Source organism: Morganella sp. EGD-HP17 (assembly GCF_000512315.2).
Classification (GTDB): Bacteria; Pseudomonadota; Gammaproteobacteria; order Enterobacterales; family Enterobacteriaceae; genus Morganella; species Morganella morganii.
In genome coordinates this window covers 501304-523485 of record NZ_AZRH01000001.1, presented here as the reverse complement: position 1 = coordinate 523485, position 22182 = coordinate 501304, and the positions used below count along the sequence as shown (strand labels likewise).

The window sequence follows — 22182 nt, the reverse complement described above, 5'->3', positions numbered from 1 at the left end:
CGGTATCAGCTTGCCAGAATCCGCGATTTGCGGCGTACCGCAGAAAGCAGCATATAAATCGCGGTGGAGAGCAGCACAATGAAGAAGAAACTCATAATGCCGTCCGGCTGTTTCATAAACTGTCCGGCCACCAGCGGGCCCGCTGCCGACCCCACGCTGTAGCAGAACAGCATCACCTGAGTAGCCGCCACAATCACATTCGCGGTGAGTGTGTCACATGCCAGTGTGATTGCCACCGGATACAGGGCAAAGGAAGACATTCCCAGCAGTGTCAGCGCCACCACCATCACCAGATAATGGCCGGAGAGATAAATCATTCCCATCGCAAATACCCCGGCGAGTGAGACCATCGCCAGTAATAATACTTTGCTCATGCGGGAAGATAATTTACTGATCACCGGCTGGATAATCATCCCACCGAGGATAATGGCCGCCATCAGGCCGCCGACCTGTCCGGTGTTGTAATGTTTTTCCTGCAATGCCAGCGGCATCAGCCCGTAAATGGTGCCCATCACAATACCGGAAGTCATACAGCCGACCATCGCCGGTTTGCTCAGACGCAGGATCTGTTTAAGGGATAAGCTTTTATGCCCGCCGTGACACACCGGCTGTGCTTTTGAGAACAGCGGCGGCAGTACAGCAGCAAACAGCAGAACCATCACCACCGCAAACGGCACGACACCTGCGGTTCCGAACACGCCGATCGCCAGCTGGCCAAGTGTGGTGCCGCCGTACAGTGCAGTCATGTAGAAGCTCAGGCGTTTGGCGCGGACAGCCGGGTTATCGCCAATCAGCAGCCAGGATTCAATCACCACAAAAATACCGGCAACCGCCACCCCGGCCAGCATCCGGGAAGCCAGCCACGCGCTGAGATCGGTATAAAACGGCAGAACCGCCACGGTTGCCGCCAGCGCCAGCACAAAGAGAATAAAGGAACGGCGGTGACCGATACGGGCAATCACCGGCTCAATCAGCATCGAACCGAGCAATAAACCAATATAGTAAGCACTGGCTAACCAGCCTGCGTAATCGGTACCGATGGCAAAATGACCCAGCGATAACGGGATCAGGCTCATCAGATAACCGGATGCAATCGCAAATAACGTCAGACCGGCGACAGGGATTAACACACTGTCAGGACGCGGCGTGCGGATGCTGTGACTCACTGCTTTTCTCCACCTAAAACAAAAAAATCAAAAAAACATGACGCTGCTTTTTTTCTCAGGCTGTTTCATCGCCAAAATGGTTGATGACGGGTCATTGATAGAAGCAGTGGATTGTGAATTTATGTCTGAAACGGAGCGGAATATAGCCCCTTGCGAGGGAAAAATGAAATCAAAAAAACTAATGGCTGCGAGTAGTTTTTGTTATGGAAGGAAATAACAGAGGAATATGGGGTTTCCCCTGTTATTTTCGGTATTTTCACATGCAGATTAACAAAAAAATAACTTATTTTTCCTTATCCGCCGGTAATAAGGAAATCACCGTCTCCAGTGCATCGGGGATAACACTGCCGTGGGACTTTCCGGGGAAGCTCAGGAACTGACACTGTTTGCCGCGCAGTTGTAACTGCTCACACACTTCCCGTGCGGTAATGTCACTGTAACGGACGGACAGATTGTGTTTTTGTTCTTCGCTCATTTTGCTCAGATCGGGTTTTTCTTCCAGTCCGCCCTGAGTGATGGTCAGCCGGATATCCGCCGGGAGGCGATCAAAACGTTCTGCTGTCATATAAGTGCCATTGCCCCACCAGAGGGACGGGCTGGCACTGATGTAATCGGTAAATAAACCGGGTTCATCCGTGGCCGTTCTCAGCACAAACAATCCGCCGAGGCTGTGGCCAAAGAAGTAGCGGTGGTCGTTAACAGAATAGTGACTGCTCACCCACGGAATAACCTGTTCGCGGATAAACTGCCGGAAAGGAAGTTCACCGCCGCCTGCAGCAAACTGTTCACCGGTTGCGGGCGGTGTGTAATCAAAGGTGCGGGTTTTCGGGTAAGCCTGATCTGAGGGATAACCGATCCCCACCACCAGCGGCAGCGGCCGGGTTTTACCGGCGCTGAGCCGGTTAATCATCATCGGAAACTGTCCGTTACCATCGAGCATATAGAGCACAGTGTACGCCGTCTGCGGCTGTTTCGGCTGCGCGATAAAGAGGCAGTAGTGACGATCACCCTGCTGCATCTCATGATGCGTTACTGTGAACTGTTGCTCTGCCGCTTCAGTGAGCGGCGTAATCTCTTGTGAAGGCCGCGCCATCAGGGGAGATACAGCCATCATGCAACAAATCACCATTATTTTTTTCCACATCCTGACTCCGGGAAAGACTTACTTAAAAAACCAATTCTGCCACGGGACGGAGGATGACGCAGATTCGGTTCGCGCCATCCCCGGAAAAAATAAAACCATTTTCTTTCAAACCCGGGCAGCGGGATAACCGGCAAAGCGGAAAGACGCTGACACATCCTTGTTCGCGAAATCTGCTGAATCATCCGTTCTGTGGCAAGGCGGCAAGGGAAGGATTCCGGGGGCCTGATTCTGCCACGGTGATCCGGCTGATACCACGCAGAACGAAAAGACGCTGTCACATCCTTGTTCGCTCGGATCGCGCCATCCCTGGCGCTCTACGCTTTTCGTTTTTCTGCGCAGCATCTGCCGTCTACATAACGTATTGTGTAAACAGAATATTGACCTGGTTTCCTGAGAGCAGCCAACGCCGCCACAAAACAAAGAGACGCGTTACGCTAAATCATTCGCTCTGTGGCAAGGCGGCAAAGTGAGGATATCCCCGGGAGCATACATCAGTATGTGACCGGGGGAGCCGAACGAAGCCAACGCCGCCACAGGGCGAAGGATGACGCGTAATCAGAAATTCAGTTTCAGATTAGCCCAATACCGGCGCCCTTCATCGATCTGCCAGTTCCCGTTAGTCTCGATATCATCCCCTTTCTCGTTGGCGATGTTCAGTACTGCGAAGTTCAGCAGAGCGTTTGGCATAACCTGGTAGGTCATCCCGAGGTCGAGGGTGGTGATCCCGCTGCGTTCACGCGGCTGTTTTGCCCCGTTACGCTGTGCTGCCCAGACCTGTTTGCCGGTGTAGTTTGCCTGAGTGTAGAAGTTCATATCCGGGCGGTACTGCCAGTCAAGTCTGGCATTCGCCATATGACGCGGTGTCATTTCCAGTGGTTGCCCTTTCAGGGATTTGCCGTTGAGTTTTTCGTCGTCACTCTTACGTTCTGAATCAGTGAAGGTGTAGTTCAGGTTCAGATTCCATTTTTCTGCCACCGGAATACGGGAAGCCATTTCCACACCACGGATATTCGCTTTACCCACGTTGTCGTAGATAAACATATTCAGGCCGGTCAGCGGATCGGTTTGACCGGCGACCTGGTAGCTGGTCAGCTTGTTTTTGAATTCGGTGTTAAACAGGGTTGCACTGGCAGAGAAACCGGATTCGTGGTCATAAGCAATACCCAGTTCTTCGGTAACGCTGGTTTCCGGTTTCAGGTCACGGTTACCGTACATGATAGCCGCACCGCCTTGTGTGGACGTTCCGAAATTCGGGCTTAACTCTCGCAGTGTCGGGGCACGGAAGGCTTTCGCCACGCCACCTTTGATGGTGATTTCATCTGTCAGCTTATAGACGGCATAGGCACGCGGGTTCCAGTGTTTACCGTAGAATTCATGGTCGTCCATACGCAGACCGCCGGTCAGCGTCAGGTCGTCGGTTACACTGAATTCATCTTCCACAAACAGTGCTTTCTGCTCAGCAGTCATTTTTTCTGTGACTGTCTGTTTGTTTTTAATCACGGAATCATCTTTCAGTTTGGCATACTGATATTGTCCGCCGACAGTCAGGACGTTAGACGGCAGGAATGCAGTGACCTTTCCGTCAACCACAGTATTGGTGACTTCCGGCTGGCGGGCTTCATATGCCATGACCCAGTCTTCACTGACTTTATTCCATTTGCCGGTATTGGTTTTACGGATGGTATTTTCCTGATACACACTCACTTCACTGTTAATTTCGTCCCAGTCACCTTTCCAGGTCAGCGCCCAGTGGTTACGATTGTTGTGTACTTCGGATTTGTTGTTCTTCTGAACGATACCGCCACGGGTAGTTGTCTCATCAATCGATTTCCCCGGGGTAGATGTGTGTTCCTGTGTGCTGCGGCCGACTTCCGCAAGGAATTTCTGCCCTTCAACCGGCGTAAAGGCCAGTTTAGCGGTGATATTTTTGTCGTCTTTGCGCGGTGTACCTTCCAGGAGTTTATCTTCGCGGCGATAGTTCAGCCCGCCGTAAACCTGTAACCCCAGCTTGTCTTTAATCAGCGGCCCGGAGACATAGAAATCCGTATTTGCGGAGTTACCGTAATCTTTACTTTCCTGAATGATACCGCCCATACCCATTGAGCCGTGCCATTCGTCTGCCACTGCTTTAGTGATGATGTTAATCACACCACCCATCGCATCGGAACCATACAGGGAGGACATCGGTCCGCGGATCACTTCAATGCGTTCAATGGCTTCCACCGGCGGGATAAACCCGGCTTCGTAACCGCCGCTGCCGTTCGGGCGGGATTCACGGCTGTTCTGACGACGACCATCCACCATAATCAGGGTGTAATCCCCGGACAGACCACGGATGCTGATATCCGGCTTCAGGCTACCGCCGATCACACTGACACCTTCCACATCTTTCACCATGTCAATCAGGTTGGCAGCCGGTTTATTTTGTAACTGTTCCTTGGTGATAACGGTGATACTCGCCGGTGCATCGCGCATTTCCTGCGCAAAACCGGAAGCGGTAACCACGATGGTGTCATCTTTATTTTCAGCATAAGCGGCGGTGGCCGCTGACATAACAGCAACAGCAAGCAGTGAGCGTTTGAATGAGGCGTTCATATTATTCCCTGACTGGATTGATATTTTTTATTTGAAATATTAAATGAGAATGATTAATCCTATCATTGATATATGCTATTGAGAATATGATCGCAAATGAAAATTATTATCACGATGATAATAAATTGCTGTGACATCGTTAAACCGGAAAGTACAGCTGGAGAGTAAACGGCGGGAATGAAAATCGCAGGATAAAAAAAATGCTGCAAATTCAGGTGAATTTGCAGCCTTCTAACAAAGTACCAAAGTAAATAGTGAGGGATAACTAATAAATAAAATTAACACATTCTCGTCAGGAAAATCTGCTCATCACCGAGTGGCGGAGAACCAGAGTCGGTGTGTAACACGGCGGACAAAACGGCAGCGCCTGTGAGGACGCCAGCGCCAGTGCCAGCTGTGTTGCTGTCTGAGCCATCATGTCAACAGGATAGCGTATTGTGGTCAGACGAGGTTGGATATATCGTGCGATCATGCTGTCATCAAAACCGATAACAGAAATATCTTCCGGCGCACGTAACCCGTTCGCTTCAATCACCGACAGCGCCCCCGCCGCCATAAAATCGTTGTACGCCACCACCGCCGTCACCGGCAGTGAAAGTGATAAAACAGCACTCATTGCTGCTTCCCCGCCCTCTGCCACCGGTTCACCAACGGCAATATAGGCTTCCGGTAGCTCACAACCGGCCTCTGTCAGAGCATCTCTGTAGCCCGCCAGCCGTTGCGCACTGTCCTCAATCGTGTGTGATGACGATAAGCAGGCAATATGGCTATGCCCCTGTTTCAGCAGATATTGTGTGGCAAGCTGAGTACCGCGCCGGTTATCCAGGGCAACACAGCGGTTTTCCAGCCCCGGGATCATACGGTTGATAAATACCATCGACGGCATTTCCGCTGCATAGCCGCGCAGTTCTTCATCACTCAGTGCTTTGGCATGGATCACGCAGGCATCACAGCGGCTGTTCATCAGTAATTCAATACCACGCCGCTCATCTTCCTGCCGGTGATAACCGTTGCCGATTAAAAGATGTTTTCCGTGCTGATGCGCCACCTCATCTGCGGCTTTGACCAGTGAACCGAAAAACGGATCGGACACATCCCCCACCAGTACGCCGACAATATCACTGCTCTGGCTGACCAGCGCCCGCGCCGCCGCATTCGGGCGGTAAGCCAGCTCCTTCATGGCCGCCTGAACCGCACGGATGGATTCCGCACCGGCTTTCGGTGACTGATTGATAACCCGCGAGACCGTTGCCACTGATACCCCCGCCAGTTTCGCAACATCTTTAATGGTTGCCATTTACCGCTCCGTTATTGTTTTGTGATCCCGGTACTTGCCATCCGGTGTAACTCTGCTAATTTTTATTATCTTTTACTAAAATTTTATCGGATTTTACTATGGAAACTGTCGCTTACCCTGATTTCGCTAAACTGGAGATCCGCACCGGCCGGATCACGGATGTTAAACGTCACGAAAATGCCGATAAACTCTATATTGTTCAGATAAATGTAGGTGACCGCTCACTTCAGACCGTCACCAGTCTCGTGCCGTATTATACAGAGGAAGAGTTACTGCATAAGCAGGTCGTGGTGCTGTGCAATCTGCAAAAAGCCAAAATGCGCGGCGAAACCTCTGAATGTATGCTGCTGTGCGCCGAAACCGATGACGGCTCAGAAAGCGTCCTGCTGACCCCGGAACGTGTAATGCCTGCCGGTGTCCGTATTGTCTGATAAAGCAAAGTTTGTCAACGGCCTGAGTGGCTCACCGTTGTGAGCCACTGTCTAAAACACAAACCGGTATACTGTCACACTCTCCCGCTGTTCCCCCGCCGCTGAAATTCCCCTGACTGCATCCGGCCAGTGCGGGTGATTCGGCCCGTCCGGGAAGTACTGGGTCTCCAGCGCCAGCCCGGCATAATCCTGATAATCGCCGTATTTTCCCGGCTGACCGCCGAGATAATTGCCGGTATAAAGCTGTATGCAGGGCATGGTGGTCGCCACTTCCAGGCACACATCCCCCGCCGGTGACCAGTACGCCGCGATAATCTGTTTACCGTCACACAATGCCGGATCCGGTACAAAGGCGTGATCAAAGTCTTTTGCCTGCTGCTGTGCCGCCTCAGACATAAAACCCTGTGACAGCGGCCTGCGGGCGCGCAAATCAAACACAGTGCCGGCTACCGGGCAGAGCGTCCCGTCAGGTAAGTTATCTGCATTCAGCCCCAGACGTTTGTCCGCCCGGATCTGCATTTCCCCTTCTGTCACCTTCACGCCGCTGTTTTCACCGGCAAGGTTAAAGTAAGCGTGATTGGTCAGGCTGACCGGACAGGCTTTGTCTGTTTGTGTCCGGTAAGTCAGGCGGACTTCGTTTTCCGGCGTCAGCTGATAAGTGACTTCTGCGCTGAGATTACCGGGAAAGCCCTGGTCACCATCCGGGGATTGCAGGGAGAATGTCACGGAATCCGCTGAGCGGCGGCGGATCTGCCAGCGCCGATGGCTGAAGTTATCCGTTCCGCCATGCAGACAGGTGGTGCCTTCATTACAGGCGAGCGGATAAAACTGTCCGTTCAGGGTGAAACCACCACCGGCAATGCGGTTGGCAAAGCGCCCGACTGTGGCACCGAAATAGGCGGTCTGACGGGCAAACCCGGCGCTGTCCGCCACACCGCACACCACATCCCGCATCCCGTCCGCCAGCGGCAGCTCACAACTGAGCCAGGTCGCGCCGGTATCGGCAATACTGATGCGCATGCCGTTGCGGTTGGTCAGAACCACTACCTCCGCCGGTCTGCCGTCTGCGGCCGGTTCGGTTGCCAGCGCCCGTTCATAGGGGCGCTGCTGCATATGTGTCATATTGCCTCCGGTCAGCGGATCACACCGGCGCCCTCACGGGCGCGGCAGACATAAATATCCGCTGTCAGCCCGGAGATCGCCGTATAGTGTGCGTTAATCGCGTCTGTAACCGGCGCGACATGTTCCGGTTTCACCAGTGCGACCACACAACCGCCGAAGCCGCCGCCGGTCATGCGGACTCCGCCTTCCGCGCCGATAACATCACCGATAATCATAACCAGCGCATCAATTTCAGGGACCGTGATTTCAAAGTCATCACGCATGGAGTGATGGGATTCCGCCATCAGCTGACTGAGACGCGGTAAATCCCCGTCTTTCAGAGCTTCCGCCGCTGCCAGGGTGCGGATATTTTCGCTGATCACATGACGGGCCCGTTTCGCGGTCACCGCATCCAGCTCATGGGCACGGGCGGCGAACTGCTGCATAGTCACATCCCGCAGCGCCGGAACGCCGAAGAACTCCGCTGCCGCCTCACACTGACGCCGCCGGGTGTTGTATTCGCTGTCCACCAGGCCGCGTTTTTTGTTGGAGTTAATAATCATCACCACACTGTTTTCCGGCATGGCAACCGCGCGGGTTTCCAGGCTGCGGCAGTCGATCAGCAATGCGTGCCCGTCTTCACCACAGGCTGAAATCAGTTGATCCATAATGCCGCAGTTACAGCCGACAAACTGGTTCTCCGCCTGCTGCCCGTTCAGGGCAATGACTTCACGGCTGACGGGTAAATCATACAGGGCTTTGACAGTCTGGCCGATCACCACCTCCAGCGAGGCGGAACTGCTCAGACCCGCGCCCTGCGGCACATTGCCGCTGACAGCAATATTCATCCCGCCGAACACAAAACCGCGCTCCGCCAGGTATTTGATCACGCCGCGGATATAATTCGCCCACAATTTATTATCGCGGTATTCGATCGGCTGTGAGAGATCAAACTCATCGCGATCATTATCATAATCCGCAGCCACCACGCAGACCTTCTGATCATCACGCCGCGAGGCGGCTGCCACGGTGCCGAAATCAATGGCACACGGCAGAACAAAACCGTCGTTATAATCTGTGTGTTCGCCAATCAGATTCACGCGGCCCGGTGCCCGGATCAGCATGTCAGGGGATGCGCCGAAGCACTGTTCAAAGGCATGTAGTGCCTTGCTGATAACTGTTTTCATCGGAAACCTCAGATTATAAAGGGGTTTTAAAATGGTGGTCGCTGACTGCACGCAGCCGCTCTGCAGCCTGCTCCGGTGTCAGGTCACGCTGGCTTTCCGCCAGCATTTCATAGCCGACCATAAATTTGCGCACTGTCGCGGAACGCAGCAGCGGCGGATAATAGAGTGCATGTAACTGCCAGTGATCCAGCGGTTCGCCCTGCTGAAAATACGGCGCAAAATGCCAGCCCATCGAGTACGGGAAGGCACAGCGGAACAGGTTATCGTAGCGGCTGGTGAGTTTTTTCAGTGCCAGTGCGAGGTCATCCCGCTCCGCATCTGTCATGGCTTCCATCCGGGTGATCACGCGGTGTTTCGGCAGCAGCATGGTTTCAAACGGCCACGCCGCCCAGTACGGCACCACTGCCAGCCAGTGCTCCGTTTCCGTCACAATACGGCTGCCGTCTTTCAGCTCCGCCTGCGCGTAATCCAGCAGCAGGTTACTGCCGTGCTGCCGGGAATAGTCGCGCAGCAGTCCGTCTTTGCGGCTCAGGGCATCAGGCAGAAAATCACTGGCCCAGATCTGACCGTGCGGATGCGGCTGTGAGCAGCCCATCAGTTCCCCTTTATTCTCAAACAGCTGCACCCAGAGGTATTTTCCCCCGAGTTCCTGTGCCTGCGCCTGCCAGGTATCAATGACGGCACGGATTTGTGCCACCGGCAGTTCCGGCAGAGTTTTGCTGTGGTCGGGAGAAAAACAGAGCACGCGGCTCAGCCCGCTGACGGCCTGAGTCTGAAATAACGGACTGGTGTTTTCCGGCTGTGTGCAGGGCTGCGGTCTCAGCGCGGAGAAATCATTCTGAAAAACATAAGTGCCGGTGTAAGCAGGATTAATATCGCCGCTTACCCGGGTATTTCCCGGACACAAAAAACAGTCAGGGTCATAAGCCGGTAAATCCGCCACATCAGCGACTTCATCTCTCCCCTGCCACGGGCGTTTTGCCCGGTGAGGAGAGACTAAAATCCACTGTCCCGTTAACGGGTTATAGCGGCGGTGAGGGCAATCAGACGGATCAAAAGTCATCATAGACACAATTCTCTCTGACGATGAAACGGGTTAGCGATGATTGTCCTCAGGCGTTACCGGTTTTCGTATTTCGTCAGTCTGCGTAACCTTCCGGGTTCTGCTGCTGCCAGCGCCAGGCATCCTGCGCCATATCATCAACAGTGCGGACGGCACGCCACTGCATATCACGGGCCGCTTTATCCGGGCTGGACCAGCACTCAGCGATATCCCCCGGACGGCGGTCACAGACAGCATACGGGATCGGTTTACCGGCCGCTTTACTGAACGCCGCAATCATTTCCAGCACACTGGTGCCTTTGCCGGTGCCCAGGTTATAGATATGCAGCCCGGAGGACTGTGCCACGGTTTTCAGTGCCGCAACATGGCCGTCCGCCAGATCCATCACATGGATGTAATCACGCACCCCGGTACCGTCAGGTGTAGGGTAATCGTTTCCATAGATACTGACTTTTTCACGGCGGCCGATAGCAACCTGAGTGATATATGGCGTCAGGTTATTCGGGATACCTTTAGGATCCTCACCCATCGTGCCTGTCGGATGCGCCCCGACCGGGTTGAAATAACGCAGCAGTGATACAGACCAGTCATTATCTGCGATCAGCACATCATTCAGAATGCGCTCAACCATGTATTTACTGGTGCCGTAAGGGTTTGTGGTGTTACCGATAGCGGATTCTTCGGTGATCGGCACACTGGCCGGATCGCCGTAAACAGTGGCGGAAGAGCTGAAAATAATCCGTTTCACCTGCGCCCGCTTCATGCTGCGCAGCAGAACCAGCGTGCCGTTGATATTGTTATCATAATATTCAACCGGTTTTTCCACGGATTCACCCACGGCTTTCAGGCCCGCAAAGTGAATCACCGCATCAATACGGTGTTTGGCAAATACGCTGTCAAGAAAGGCTTCATCACGGATATCCCCCTGATAAAAAACAGGTTCTTTTCCGGTAATTGCAGTGATCCGCGCCAGAACTTTGGCATTGGCATTACACAGATTATCCACAATAACCGGTGTCATGCCTGCATTCATCAGCTGTACGCAGGTATGGCTGCCGATATAGCCCATACCGCCGGTGACAAGAATTTCCACATATACCTCTCAGGCTTTGTAATGTATTCAGAGAAAACCAAAGTATAACGTGAGGACGGGGAAGATTCTAACCATGAATAGTTTTTGAGTCTGTGATACTGATCTGATTTGTGTAAACGTTTACACTGATGCACTGAATGGTTTTTACTAAAAGTTTCTGTGTTACTATAAGTAGCTGTCACTGCCTGAATTACGCCTGTTGCCCTGCCGCAGTTCCCGGCCGGAGGAGAAAGAACAAAAAAATGGCCACGCTAAAAGATATCGCCCGGCAAGCCGGTGTCTCACTCGCGACCGTGTCGCGGGTGCTGAATGACGACCCGACACTCAGTGTGAAAGAAGAAACCAAGCTGCGTATCCTGGAAATCGCCGAGAAACTGGAATACACCGTTTCCGCGCAGCGCCGTCACACCACGGGCAAACGTCAGGCACAGCGGCTGCATTTCCTGGCGGTTTACAGCTATCCGAAAACAGCGGAAATTAATGATCCTTATTATCTCTCCATCCGCCACGGCATTGAGTTACAGAGCGAACGGCTGGGTATTGAGCTGACGCACGCTTATGAAAACAATCTGCCGGAGACGGTCTCCCGCCCGGACGGCGTGCTGCTGATCGGACACGGTGCCCGCGCGGTACTGACAGAAGTACAGGCACTCTGCTCTGCCGTCTGCTTTGTCGATTTCAGCGATCGCCAGAGTGATTATGACGCGGTGGATATTGACCTCGCGTACATTGCGCAATCCGTAACTGATTTCTTTATTGCACAAGGTTATGACCGGATAGGTTTTATCGGCGGGCAGGATTCCCCGGCGGCGGCGGATATCCGCGAAGTCGCGTTTACTGAATACGGCTCACTGCGCGGTGTGGTGCGCGGGGAAGATATCTATCGCGGGGATTTCTCCAGCGCGTCCGGTTATGCTCTGGCAAAACAGATGCTGGCCGGAGAGAGCTACCCGAAGGCCCTGTTTGTCGCTTCTGACTCCATTGCTATCGGCGTGCTGCGCGCCCTGCATGAACAGCATATCGCTATCCCGGAGGATATCGCTCTTATCAGTGTCAATGATATCCCGACCGCCAAGTTTACCATTCCGTCACTGTCGACCGTCCGCATCCACTCTGAGGTGATGGGCAGCCAGGGCGTGAATCTGCTGTTTGAACGTCTGCGTGATGAGCGGCAGGAGCCGCTTCAGGTCTTTGCCGCCTCCCGCCTTATTCTGCGCGGCACCACGAAGTAATACCCCCTCCGTAAGATTCTGACGGCTGCCGGAAAGGCAGCCGTTTTTCTTTCAGTAAAATTTACCTTCTGCAAAGATGACTGCCTTTTACACAATTTAGCGTTTCAGCTCACAAGATTGTGCCGCTGTTGTACGGATTATGTGATCAGGTTAAACATCTTAGTTTTACTCTATAGTTTTTAGTAAAACTTTTACTAATATCCCGTTAATGATTGATCTCATCCGATAGCCCGCAGTGATTGCTGACTATAAAGAAGGAGCTTCTGTGAATAACTGGGAAAACTACACCCTGCTGCATGAAAACCGCCTGCCGCCGCGTGCCTATTTCTTTGCCTATGATAACGACACCGCCGCACGCACTTATCAGCGTGAGCTGAGTCAGGGCTTTAAACTGCTCAGCGGGCAATGGCAGTTCCGCTATTTTGATCATCCGCTGCGTGTGCCGGAGGCGTTTTATCACACGCCAATGACAGAATGGTCATCCATCACTGTCCCGAATATGTGGCAGATGGAAGGCCACGGACAGCTCCAGTATACCGATGAGGGCTGGCCGTTCCCGATTGATGTGCCGTTTGTTCCGTCAGATAACCCGACCGGTGCCTATCAGCGCACGTTTACGCTGGATGAAAACTGGTCACAACAACAGGTCATTATTAAATTTGACGGCGTTGAAACCTATTTTGAAGTCTATGTGAACGGCCACTATGCCGGGTTCAGCAAAGGCAGCCGCCTGACCGCTGAATTTGATATCACCGAATTTGTCAGCGCCGGGGAAAACCTGTTATCTGTCCGCGTCATGCAGTGGGCGGACAGTACCTATATTGAAGACCAGGATATGTGGTGGATGGCGGGGATTTTCCGCGATGTGTATCTGATTGCACAGCCGCCGGTACATGTCCGTGATCTGACTGTTCGCACCGATTTTGCGCCGGATTACCGCAGCGCCCTGCTGACCGCCTCTGCGGAAATTGCCGGTTCTGCAGAAGGGATGCAGATTGAGGCCGTTTTATATGATGGCAGCACCGTCTGTTTTTCACAGAAAAAAGCGCTGACTGCTGACGATCATACCATTACATTCACCGCAGATGTCGCTTCCCCGCGCTGCTGGAGTGCGGAAGATCCGTATCTGTATCACCTGCTGATCCGCCTGTCGGACAGCAACGGTAATCTGCTCAGTGTGATCCCGCAGCGGGTGGGATTCCGCGATATAAAAGTCCGCAACGGCCTGTTTTATATCAATAATCATTATGTGAAATTACACGGCGTCAACCGCCACGATAATGATGAACACAAAGGCCGTGCTGTCGGCATCCGCCGGATGGAGCAGGATCTGCGGCTGATGAAACAGCACAATATCAATGCTGTCCGTACCGCGCACTACCCGAACGATCCGCGCTTTTATGAGCTGTGCGATATTTACGGCCTGTTTGTGATGGCGGAAACCGATGTGGAAACCCACGGTTTTGCCAACGTCGGTAATCTCAGTCAGATCACCGATGATCCGTCCTGGGAGCCGGTGTATGTCGACCGCATCCGCCGCCAGGTGCATGCACAGAAAAACCATCCGTCCGTGATTATGTGGTCGCTCGGTAATGAATCCGGTTACGGCTGTAATATCCGTGCCATGTATGATGCCGCAAAAGCCATTGATGACACCCGTCTGATCCACTATGAAGAAGATCGTGATGCGGATGTGGTGGATATCATCAGCACCATGTATTCCCGCGTGCAGATGATGAATGAATTCGGTGAATATCCGCACCCGAAACCGCGCATTATCTGTGAATATGCCCACGCCATGGGCAACGGGCCGGGCGGACTGAGTGAATATCAGGCAGTGTTTGACCGTCATGACGCCATTCAGGGACATTTTGTCTGGGAATGGTGTGACCACGGCATTCTGGCACAGGATGAACAGGGTCGTCCGTTCTATAAATACGGCGGTGACTACGGCGATTACCCGAACAACTATAACTTCTGCATGGATGGCCTGATTTTCCCGGATCAAACCCCGTCCGCCGGACTGAAAGAGTACAAGCAAGTTATCGCACCGGTGAAAGTACGTGATTTTGATGCGAACAACGGCGAAATCACCATTGAAAACCGCTTCTGGTTCAGTACGCTGGCAGAGTGTCAGATCCGTGCGGAATATAGTGCTGACGGCGACATTATTCACAGTGAAATTTTATCGCTGCCTGAACTCGCTCCCCGCGAAAGCGCCCGCGTTGCCCTGAACTTACCGGCTGCCGATGGCCGCGAAATGTTTGTCAATATCATCGTCACCCGTCTGAATGCCACCTGCTACAGTGCTGCCGGACATGAAATCGCGGTTTATCAGTTCCCGCTGGCGGCGGCATCTGCGCCGGTGCTGCCGTTTATCCGACATGATGCCACGCCGCTGGCAGTCTGTGACGAGCGGCTGGAAATGCATATTCACGGCTGTGATTTCACCCTCACCTTCTCAAAAACCGACGGTAAATTAATCCGCTGGGAAAACCGCGGGCAATCCCTGCTCGCCGCCGCACCACGGATGCGTTTCTTTAAACCGATGATTGATAACCATAAACAGGAATATGAAGGTTTATGGCATCCGGCACACCTGCAAATCATGCAGGAACATTTCCGTGGCATGGAAACAGCACAGGAAAACGGCCATGTGATTGTCACGGTGAACTCCGTGGTTGCCCCGCCGGTGTTTGATTTCGGCATGCGCTGTACTTACCGCTACACCATTGCGCCGGACGGCCATGTTGCGGTGACCCTCAGTGGTGAGCCATACGGCGATTATCCGCATGTGATCCCGTGCATCGGCATGGATATGGGGATCGACGCCCGTTTTGACCACGCGGAGTACTACGGACGCGGGCCGGGCGAGAACTATTCGGACAGCTGCAAAGCCAATCTTATCGGCCGTTATCAGTCACCGGTCAGTGACCTGTTCGTTAATTACCCGTTCCCGCAGAACAACGGCAACCATCAGGACACCCGCTGGCTGGCACTGACGGACAATCACGGCAGCGGCCTGTTTGTGCGTCCTGATCAGCCAATCAATTTCAGCTGCTGGCCATGCCGCGGGGAAGAACTCCACCGTGCCCAGCATCAGCATGAATGGCAGCCGGACGGCCATATCACTCTGAACCTTGATCACGCCCTGACCGGGCTGGGCTCTAACTCCTGGGGCAGTGAAGTCCTCGACAGTTACCGCGTCTATTTCCGGCCGTTCCGTTTCGGATTCACACTGCTGCCGTTCACTGAGGGCGACTGCCGTGCGGAAACACTGGCAACACTGCATTTTTCAGGCGAAATACACTCAGGAGGCCGGGCATGATCCTGTTTACTGATTTAACGGATTTTCAGCGTTTTTTCCGTCAGGGAAAAAAATGGCAGCGTTGTATTGAGGCCATCAATAACCTGCCGTCCATTCATCCTGATGTGACCTATTCTGTCGGTGATTCACTGATATACCGCCTGCAGACTAAAACAGAGCCACAGCCGGATTTCCTCGGTAAACGCCGTTATTTTCAGGTGCATTACTGGCTGGAGGGTGAGGAAACCGTTGAGTATGCCGCCAAATCCGCCCTGACCCCGGTAAATGCCTACAGTGATGAAACTGACCGCGAAACCCTGTGCGGCAAAGGGGAAACTCTGCTCTGCAAACCCGGCAATGTGCTGGTGTGTGAAAATCACGAGGCATACCGGTTCACCTGCTCAGGCGATGTCCGCAAAGTGGTGCTTACCGTGACCATTGAAGACGGTTATTTCCTGAATAAATAGATCCACGGAGAACGCTATGTCCACATCCGCGCGTAATACCATCGGCAAGTTCGGACTGCTGTCCATGACCTTTGCCGCTGTATACAGTTTTAACAACGTCATTAATAATAATATCGAGCTCGGACTGGCTTCCGCACCGATGTTCTTTATCGCCACGATTTTCTATTTTATTCCGTTCTGTCTGATTATCGCGGAGTTCGTCTCCCTGAATAAAAACTCCGAAGCCGGTGTTTACGCCTGGGTGCGCAGTGCCCTCGGCGGCCGCTGGGCTTTCCTCGCCGCCTATACCTACTGGTTTGTGAACCTGTTTTTCTTCACCTCGCTGCTGCCGCGCGTTATTGCCTATGCCTCTTACGCCTTCCTCGGCTATGAGTATATCTTCACGCCGGTCACCACCGCACTGCTCAGTACGGTGCTGTTTGCATTCTCCACTTATGTTTCCACCAACGGGGCAAAACTGCTGGGGCCGATGACCTCTGTCACCTCCTCGATGATGCTGCTGCTGACCTTCTCGTATATCGCACTGGCTGGTGTTGCGCTGGTGGGGGGAATTCAGCCTGCGGATCCGATTACCGTGGAAGCCATGACGCCGAACTTTAACTGGGCATTCCTCGGGATCACCGCGTGGATCTTTATGGCGGCCGGAGGTGCGGAATCAGTTGCCGTGTATGTGAATGACGTCAAAGGCGGCAGTAAAGCATTCGTGAAGGTGATTATTATTGCCGGATTATTCATCGGCCTGCTCTATTCCGTCTCCTCCGTGGTGATCAACGTGTTTGTACCGCGTGAAGCACTGAAGTTTACCGGCGGCTCTGTCCAGGTCTTTGAAGGGTTATCCACCTATTTCGGTCTGCCGGAGATCCTGATGAACCGCTTTGTCGGCGTGGTCTCTTTCACCGCCATGTTCGGCTCCCTGCTGATGTGGACCGCGGCACCGGTTAAAATCTTCTTCGCGGAGATCCCGAAAGGTGTCTTTGGTGCCAAAACAGTCGAGCTGAACAAACACGGCGTACCGGCGCGTGCCGCCTGGATCCAGTTCCTGATTGTGATCCCGCTGATGTTTATCCCGACCCTCGGTTCCGATACCGTTCAGGATCTGATGAACACCGTCATCAACATGACTGCCGCCGCTTCTATGCTGCCGCCGCTGTTTATTATGCTGGCGTACCTGAATCTGCGCCGCAAACTGGATCATATCCCGCGTGACTTCCGCATGGGTTCACGCACCACGGGGATTGCGGTGGTCTCCCTGCTGATTGTGATTTTCACTATCGGCTTCCTGGCCTCCACTTTCCCGACCGGTGCCAACATTGCGACCATTCTGTTCTATAACGTCAGCGGGATCCTGATTTTCCTGGGCTACGCCTGGTGGAAATACAGCCGCTATGAAAAAACCCTGACCGCAGAAGAGCGGAAAATCGCCGATGCCCCGACCGCGCAAACCGCACTGGCCCGCGGCGAAGAATCCGTCGATAATATCTGATTATCCTGCAGATACTGAAAAGCCACCGGACGGTGGCTTTTTTATTGTGCTCAGAGAATCCCCTGACAGACCGGGGTATATTATTTCTGATAGTCCGGTGACTCCGGTGGTAACCGGCAAAAATGAAAAGTCGCTGTAAATACGGTCCCTGTACGCTCAGGCTCGCCATCCATGGCTCGCATGCTTTTCATTTCTCTGCCGGTTACCCCCCTTTTACATTAAAACCAGCTCAGTAACGCGGCGGCTGCAACTCCATCGGTACTGTGTCGGAAGTTTTGATCAGATTAATAAAATCGATTCCCTGCGGGCTGAAAATAAACAACGCATAGCCGGTGGCCATTTTAATATCATCGTTGCGGGCAATCCCCGGGAAGCCCGGCATCGGCCCGCCTTTTTCAACCTGCTTAATCAGCCCCACCTGGTCAATCATCACACTGCATGCCAGTTGGCCGTTCATCTCTTTTTTATCCATCCGCACCATATCGCCCTGATACGGACGCGAGGTGAAATGATCAACGCCGTTTTTGTCCTTCACGCCCACACCATACTGATTAGTGGATTTATCCAGCAATGTCAGAGCAATACTCTGTGATTCCCCCTGCAGCGGCAGCTGATAAACACCGGTGAAATCCGGGCAGTTTTCCTGTGTCTGCGCCGGTGGCAGAGGCGCGGCACAACCGCTGAGCAAAATCGGGAGCAGTGCGGTTGCCAGCCAGAGTTTGTGCGTCATAAATATCCTTTTGTCAGTGCATTTTCCGGAGCCGGAACAGACACAAAGTCTATCACAGTTTCCCGCGCATCCGGAAAAATGCCGCAGTATTGCCCTACTTTACCTTATCCCAGCGCACCAGGCTTTCTGACAACACCGCCAGCAAAATTGCCACCAGCATGCCGTTCCCCAGCATCGGGCGCAGCAGCACCGGCAGGTCGCTGATAAAGACGGCAGGCGGATTGATCAGGAAAATGCCGACAAACAGCGGGATCGCCAGCCGGTAAATATTACGTGCATTCAGGGAAATTTTATCCACGAAAGCCAGCGAGGAGAACATCAGCGGCAGGTAAGTTGCCAGCATCACGGCACTGCCGATGGCGAGCGGCAATCCGCTGAAGAAAAGTGTCACCGGCGGGATCAGCCCCATCAGCAGAAACAGCACACTGCCGACCACCAGGGATGTCCGGCTGCTGTCATTGGTCTGGGTGATTAATCCCACCGAGGAGACAAACGGTGCAAACGGCACCACTGCCAGCGGCGCGGTCAGCAGTGTCACCGAGCCGGTGACAATAAAACTGCGCCGGAACAGGACGTTATTTTCCTGTAATTTATCCATGTAAAACACATCCGTCGAACGGATGGCACCGAAGGTATTACTGATATTCAGAAGCCCGGTCAGGATACAGGTGATAATCACGCCCCAGCGGAATTCAAACCCGTCAGTGCTGCCGAGCGGCAGAAATTCCCATGATGCGGATGCCACATCCCGTCCCGGCGGGGAAAACAGCAGCACGTAAGCTCCCCAGCCCAGCAACACGCCAATCAGCAGCGCATATTTGGCCACGGACACCGGGGCATACACAATCACGCCCAGCACCAGGATCAGCGTTACCAGCGCCAGGAAAAAGACCGGGTAATTCACGGTGGCATCCGGCGGCATGATACCGAACGGCAGTCCCAGCATCCCTTTCAGGAAAATGGAGACCAGCTGCGCGCCTATCATAAACATAAACACTGCCATCACCGCCGGGTTAAAAATCCGGGCGATACGGGCTCCTGCGCCGGTAAAGCCAATCACCAGCGTGATAAGTCCCGCACAGGCAATCCCGATAGCAAGGTTTGCGCCGGTCACACCCGCAGAAGTCCCGAAAGAGGCTTCCGCCACAGCGATCCCCAGAATGGTAGCCCACCACAGGCCGGTCGGCCCTTCCATAATCGCACGCTGGTGGCCGGTAAACACCTGCACCAGGCTGCCGAGCGCGGTGGCGATAAAACTGTATTGTGTGATAGTCAGTGTGGCGGCGTCAGAAAGATGAAACGCAGATTGCAGTGTCGGCGGGATCAGCACCGTATTGCAGAAAATAAAGAAATACCACTGAAAGCCGGACAGCCAGTGGCTTTTTTGCATTTTTATCATGGGGTAACGCCTTTTGGATGCAGTGTCAGATTTATTTTTAATATAGTGATAATGATCATACTATCAAAGAGAGATTATTTTGTGAGTTTTTCACTCAGAGAGGTCATGATGAAACCATCCGTTCTTGTTTACCGCGATATTCCTGACGATATCCTCACCCGTTTGTCCGCTGAGTGCGATGTTCACCGCGTGGCGGAAATTGATCCGGACATTGACCCGTCAGTAAAACCGCTGCTGGCCGGAGCGGATGCTATCCTCGGCTCCGGCGGGAAAATTGATGCCCGTTTCCTGGCGATGGCCCCGAAACTGCGGGTGGCTTCCACCATCACCGTCGGTTATGACAATTTTGATGTCTCTGCCCTCAGTGCACGGAATGTGGTGCTGATGCATACCCCGGATGTCCTGACCGAAACCGTTGCCGATGCCACGATGGCACTGGTGCTGGCGACTGCACGGAAAATGATCATCAGCTCAGAGCGGGTGAAACGCGGCGAGTGGACAGAAAGTATCACGCCGGACTGGTACGGCTGTGACGTCCACCATAAAACGATGGGAATTGCCGGCATGGGCCGCATCGGTGATGCACTGGCGCGCCGGGCGCACTGCGGATTCGGCATGAAAGTGCTCTACAATGCCCGCTCCCGCCATGAAAAAACCGAAAAAGCGTATCAGGCGGAATACCGTTCACTGAATGCCCTGTTGGCAGAGTCAGATTTTGTCTGTATCACCCTGCCGCTGACGGCGGAAACCCGCCATTTATTCGGCCGCGAACAGTTTGAAAAAATGAAACGCAGTGCCATTCTGGTCAATATCGGGCGCGGTGCCGTGATCGACGAAGCCGCACTGGCACAGGCGCTGAAAGATAAAACGATCCTCGCCGCCGGGCTGGATGTTTTTGAACAGGAGCCGCTGCCGCCGGATTCACCGCTGCTGTCACTGGATAATGTAGTACTGATGCCGCATATCGGCTCCGCCACCCATGAAACCCGCTATGCGATGGCTGCCTGTGCTGCGGATAATGTACTGCGTGCCCTGAAAGGGGATGTCAGTCAGAATTGCGTCAATCCGCAGGCTCAGCAACAGTAATTATCCCGTCTGTACACAGCAGGTTATCTCTGACGGATAATCTGCTGTCTCTGCTATTTCCGCCCTTCCCGGATAAATGTTAATTTCCATAATTATCAGATAAATACGATAGTATTCATCGCTGATATAGTTTGATCTGTAGCACACTATTCCGGAATACGGAATGCGCCGCGGATCTCAGAGAATTATCAGTTTGAATATATCCCGCAGAAGGGTCGGTTTCTGAAATGAGCAGCGTTGTTTTTCATGATGTACGGGATTGTGCACCACTGAAAAATTACCTGAATAATGCCGGTTATTATCTTTACCGGACGCAGGATCAGGGACAGGATGAAATCTGGTTATCCGCGCGGGATAAAAAAGCGCTCTATTCTCTGCACCGGGATAAACAGGGCCGGTTTGTCCGCCTTTCCCGCAGTTCTTTATAAAAACACAGACGGGTATGTAAAGCCGTCTGTATTTTCCGTCAGAAGGTAATGGAACGACCAATACTGACCGGGTCACACCAGCGGGCTTTATACTCCCCGGACATCATGCCGTAAGAATAGGTCACCGGTGCGGGCAATTCTGCTGTCAGGCAGAGATTGCGCCACATCAGCATCGTGCCGATAGAATATTTGCGTAAATTCATATCGTAGCCGATGTTCAGAAAATCAATAAATGTTCCCCGCTTTGACGGTGTGGAAAGCAATAACTGAATACCCACTGCTTTACCGTCCAAAAACGCAATTTCCCCGAAAAAGTTATTATAGCAATGATGAAAAAGTGCGCGGATAACCGGATCGTTCTCCACCTCATGCCCCCGCCGGTCGGCATATAACCGGAAGTAGGTTTCAAATAAAAAATCCGGTCCGGCCGTGCTGACATTTTCAAATGTCCCGCCATCAGCCATAAATTTACGGATCTCTTTTTTCCGGGTGGCTCTGGTTTTGGAAGAAAAAGCAGACAGATCTTTTGAAACGGCCACATGACGCCGGGAAAACAGCGAAAATGAGCTGTTATAAAACTGACGGCATTCTGTACTCAGGGATTTGGTTTTAAACGGCAGAAAACATTTAATATTTTTATTAAAAGGCAGCAGGATGGAGTAGCGGGGGAAATACATCCACTTCAGGCGGTTTGCGGGGTTATTATTGTCGTTTGCCAGCCAGCCGTTATCTGTGCAGACAGCACCTTCAATAACGCCTTTTTTTGTGTAAGCGTAGAAATCCGGTTCAACGCCCTGCTCCATGGCGAACTTAATATAGTGCGGTGAGGTTTCCGCATTATAACCAAACTTTTCACAGCAGGCTTCATAGTCACTGAAGCTGCATTTTTCCCATCCCCGGAATTTCATCATACCTGCAGTGTTCTGCCCATTAATGTAATTATGTACGCTATTCTAATTAAACCGGCTACAGG

18 protein-coding genes are annotated in these 22182 nt (G+C 53.0%); 7 read left to right on the top strand and 11 right to left on the bottom strand.

The window, feature by feature from the left end; all coding sequences use genetic code 11:
• Nucleotides 1-5 precede the first annotated feature (5 nt).
• From X965_RS02355 to X965_RS02340, 4 genes are all read right to left on the bottom strand, one after another.
• Entirely contained in the window at nt 6-1166 is a 1161-nt protein-coding gene (locus X965_RS02355; RefSeq protein ID WP_046024871.1) for an MFS transporter, read from the bottom strand.
• A gap of 283 nt (nt 1167-1449) precedes the next feature.
• Entirely contained in the window at nt 1450-2310 is an 861-nt protein-coding gene (locus tag X965_RS02350) for an alpha/beta hydrolase (protein WP_036416838.1), read from the bottom strand.
• 555 nt (nt 2311-2865) lie between these two features.
• Nucleotides 2866-4905, bottom strand: coding sequence for a TonB-dependent receptor domain-containing protein (locus X965_RS02345; RefSeq protein ID WP_004904321.1), 2040 nt, complete (start codon nt 4903-4905; stop codon nt 2866-2868).
• 292 nt (nt 4906-5197) lie between these two features.
• The gene (locus X965_RS02340) at nt 5198-6202 is read right to left on the bottom strand and encodes a substrate-binding domain-containing protein (RefSeq protein WP_032098814.1); all 1005 of its coding nucleotides are present in this window, start codon (nt 6200-6202) and stop codon (nt 5198-5200) included.
• A 98-nt stretch (nt 6203-6300) separates the two neighbouring features.
• Between X965_RS02340 and X965_RS02335 the strand changes: the two genes are divergently transcribed.
• The gene (locus X965_RS02335) at nt 6301-6633 is read left to right on the top strand and encodes a tRNA-binding protein (protein WP_004242310.1); all 333 of its coding nucleotides are present in this window, start codon (nt 6301-6303) and stop codon (nt 6631-6633) included.
• 51 nt (nt 6634-6684) lie between these two features.
• Here X965_RS02335 and X965_RS02330 read toward each other — a convergent pair whose 3' ends face one another.
• The 4 genes from X965_RS02330 to galE form a co-directional block, all read right to left on the bottom strand.
• Complete coding sequence (locus X965_RS02330) at nt 6685-7755, bottom strand: galactose-1-epimerase (RefSeq protein ID WP_036416837.1); 1071 nt, start codon at nt 7753-7755, stop codon at nt 6685-6687.
• An 11-nt stretch (nt 7756-7766) separates the two neighbouring features.
• The gene (galK, locus tag X965_RS02325) at nt 7767-8921 is read right to left on the bottom strand and encodes a galactokinase (RefSeq protein WP_036416835.1); all 1155 of its coding nucleotides are present in this window, start codon (nt 8919-8921) and stop codon (nt 7767-7769) included.
• A 13-nt stretch (nt 8922-8934) separates the two neighbouring features.
• The gene (locus X965_RS02320) at nt 8935-9987 is read right to left on the bottom strand and encodes a UDP-glucose--hexose-1-phosphate uridylyltransferase (RefSeq protein ID WP_036416834.1); all 1053 of its coding nucleotides are present in this window, start codon (nt 9985-9987) and stop codon (nt 8935-8937) included.
• 73 nt (nt 9988-10060) lie between these two features.
• Complete coding sequence (gene galE, locus X965_RS02315) at nt 10061-11077, bottom strand: UDP-glucose 4-epimerase GalE (RefSeq protein WP_004242315.1); 1017 nt, start codon at nt 11075-11077, stop codon at nt 10061-10063.
• 242 nt (nt 11078-11319) lie between these two features.
• Between galE and ebgR the strand changes: the two genes are divergently transcribed.
• The 4 genes from ebgR to X965_RS02295 all read left to right on the top strand — a co-directional run bounded on the left by ebgR (nt 11320) and on the right by X965_RS02295 (nt 17566).
• Nucleotides 11320-12309: a transcriptional regulator EbgR gene (ebgR, locus tag X965_RS02310; RefSeq protein WP_036416830.1), complete on the top strand. Its 990-nt coding sequence runs from the start codon at nt 11320-11322 to the stop codon at nt 12307-12309.
• A 265-nt stretch (nt 12310-12574) separates the two neighbouring features.
• On the top strand, nt 12575-15637 hold the full coding sequence (gene ebgA, locus X965_RS02305) for a beta-galactosidase subunit alpha (protein ID WP_036416828.1): 3063 nt from the start codon (nt 12575-12577) through the stop codon (nt 15635-15637).
• Nucleotides 15634-16083, top strand: coding sequence for a beta-galactosidase subunit beta (locus X965_RS02300; RefSeq protein WP_032098820.1), 450 nt, complete (start codon nt 15634-15636; stop codon nt 16081-16083). The genes ebgA and X965_RS02300 overlap by 4 nt, the downstream gene beginning before the upstream one ends.
• A 16-nt stretch (nt 16084-16099) precedes the next feature.
• On the top strand, nt 16100-17566 hold the full coding sequence (locus tag X965_RS02295) for an amino acid permease (protein WP_004238594.1): 1467 nt from the start codon (nt 16100-16102) through the stop codon (nt 17564-17566).
• Between the two features lie 229 nt (nt 17567-17795).
• On the opposite strand, the gene X965_RS02290 is transcribed toward X965_RS02295, so the two are convergent.
• Together X965_RS02290 and X965_RS02285 are read right to left on the bottom strand one after the other, a co-directional pair.
• Nucleotides 17796-18296 carry a hypothetical protein gene (locus X965_RS02290; protein ID WP_004238593.1) on the bottom strand — a complete coding sequence of 167 codons (501 nt, stop codon included), beginning with the start codon at nt 18294-18296 and terminating at the stop codon, nt 17796-17798.
• Between the two features lie 94 nt (nt 18297-18390).
• The gene (locus X965_RS02285) at nt 18391-19695 is read right to left on the bottom strand and encodes a uracil/xanthine transporter (protein ID WP_004238591.1); all 1305 of its coding nucleotides are present in this window, start codon (nt 19693-19695) and stop codon (nt 18391-18393) included.
• A gap of 108 nt (nt 19696-19803) precedes the next feature.
• Here X965_RS02285 and ghrB point away from each other — a divergent pair, with 108 nt between their 5' ends.
• On the top strand, nt 19804-20781 hold the full coding sequence (gene ghrB, locus X965_RS02280) for a glyoxylate/hydroxypyruvate reductase GhrB (RefSeq protein ID WP_015422905.1): 978 nt from the start codon (nt 19804-19806) through the stop codon (nt 20779-20781).
• A gap of 227 nt (nt 20782-21008) precedes the next feature.
• Nucleotides 21009-21209: a hypothetical protein gene (locus X965_RS02275; RefSeq protein WP_032098823.1), complete on the top strand. Its 201-nt coding sequence runs from the start codon at nt 21009-21011 to the stop codon at nt 21207-21209.
• Nucleotides 21210-21247: 38 nt separating this feature from the next.
• Here the strand turns inward: X965_RS02275 and X965_RS02270 are convergent, their stop codons facing one another.
• The gene (locus X965_RS02270; RefSeq protein WP_032098824.1) at nt 21248-22120 is read right to left on the bottom strand and encodes a GNAT family N-acetyltransferase; all 873 of its coding nucleotides are present in this window, start codon (nt 22118-22120) and stop codon (nt 21248-21250) included.
• Between the last annotated feature and the right edge of the window lie 62 nt (nt 22121-22182).

What these genes read in the sequence shown, in the direction of transcription:
- X965_RS02350 (WP_036416838.1), bottom strand. Translation starts at nt 2,310, where the DNA reads ATGTGGAAAAAAATAATGGTGATTTGTTGCATGATGGCTGTATCTCCC.
- X965_RS02345 (WP_004904321.1), bottom strand. Translation starts at nt 4,905, where the DNA reads ATGAACGCCTCATTCAAACGCTCACTGCTTGCTGTTGCTGTTATGTCA.
- X965_RS02340 (WP_032098814.1), bottom strand. Translation starts at nt 6,202, where the DNA reads ATGGCAACCATTAAAGATGTTGCGAAACTGGCGGGGGTATCAGTGGCA.
- X965_RS02335 (WP_004242310.1), top strand. Translation starts at nt 6,301, where the DNA reads ATGGAAACTGTCGCTTACCCTGATTTCGCTAAACTGGAGATCCGCACC.
- X965_RS02330 (WP_036416837.1), bottom strand. Translation starts at nt 7,755, where the DNA reads ATGACACATATGCAGCAGCGCCCCTATGAACGGGCGCTGGCAACCGAA.
- galK (WP_036416835.1), bottom strand. Translation starts at nt 8,921, where the DNA reads ATGAAAACAGTTATCAGCAAGGCACTACATGCCTTTGAACAGTGCTTC.
- X965_RS02320 (WP_036416834.1), bottom strand. Translation starts at nt 9,987, where the DNA reads ATGATGACTTTTGATCCGTCTGATTGCCCTCACCGCCGCTATAACCCG.
- ebgR (WP_036416830.1), top strand. Translation starts at nt 11,320, where the DNA reads ATGGCCACGCTAAAAGATATCGCCCGGCAAGCCGGTGTCTCACTCGCG.
- X965_RS02300 (WP_032098820.1), top strand. Translation starts at nt 15,634, where the DNA reads ATGATCCTGTTTACTGATTTAACGGATTTTCAGCGTTTTTTCCGTCAG.
- X965_RS02295 (WP_004238594.1), top strand. Translation starts at nt 16,100, where the DNA reads ATGTCCACATCCGCGCGTAATACCATCGGCAAGTTCGGACTGCTGTCC.
- X965_RS02290 (WP_004238593.1), bottom strand. Translation starts at nt 18,296, where the DNA reads ATGACGCACAAACTCTGGCTGGCAACCGCACTGCTCCCGATTTTGCTC.
- X965_RS02285 (WP_004238591.1), bottom strand. Translation starts at nt 19,695, where the DNA reads ATGATAAAAATGCAAAAAAGCCACTGGCTGTCCGGCTTTCAGTGGTAT.
- ghrB (WP_015422905.1), top strand. Translation starts at nt 19,804, where the DNA reads ATGAAACCATCCGTTCTTGTTTACCGCGATATTCCTGACGATATCCTC.
- X965_RS02275 (WP_032098823.1), top strand. Translation starts at nt 21,009, where the DNA reads ATGAGCAGCGTTGTTTTTCATGATGTACGGGATTGTGCACCACTGAAA.
- X965_RS02270 (WP_032098824.1), bottom strand. Translation starts at nt 22,120, where the DNA reads ATGATGAAATTCCGGGGATGGGAAAAATGCAGCTTCAGTGACTATGAA.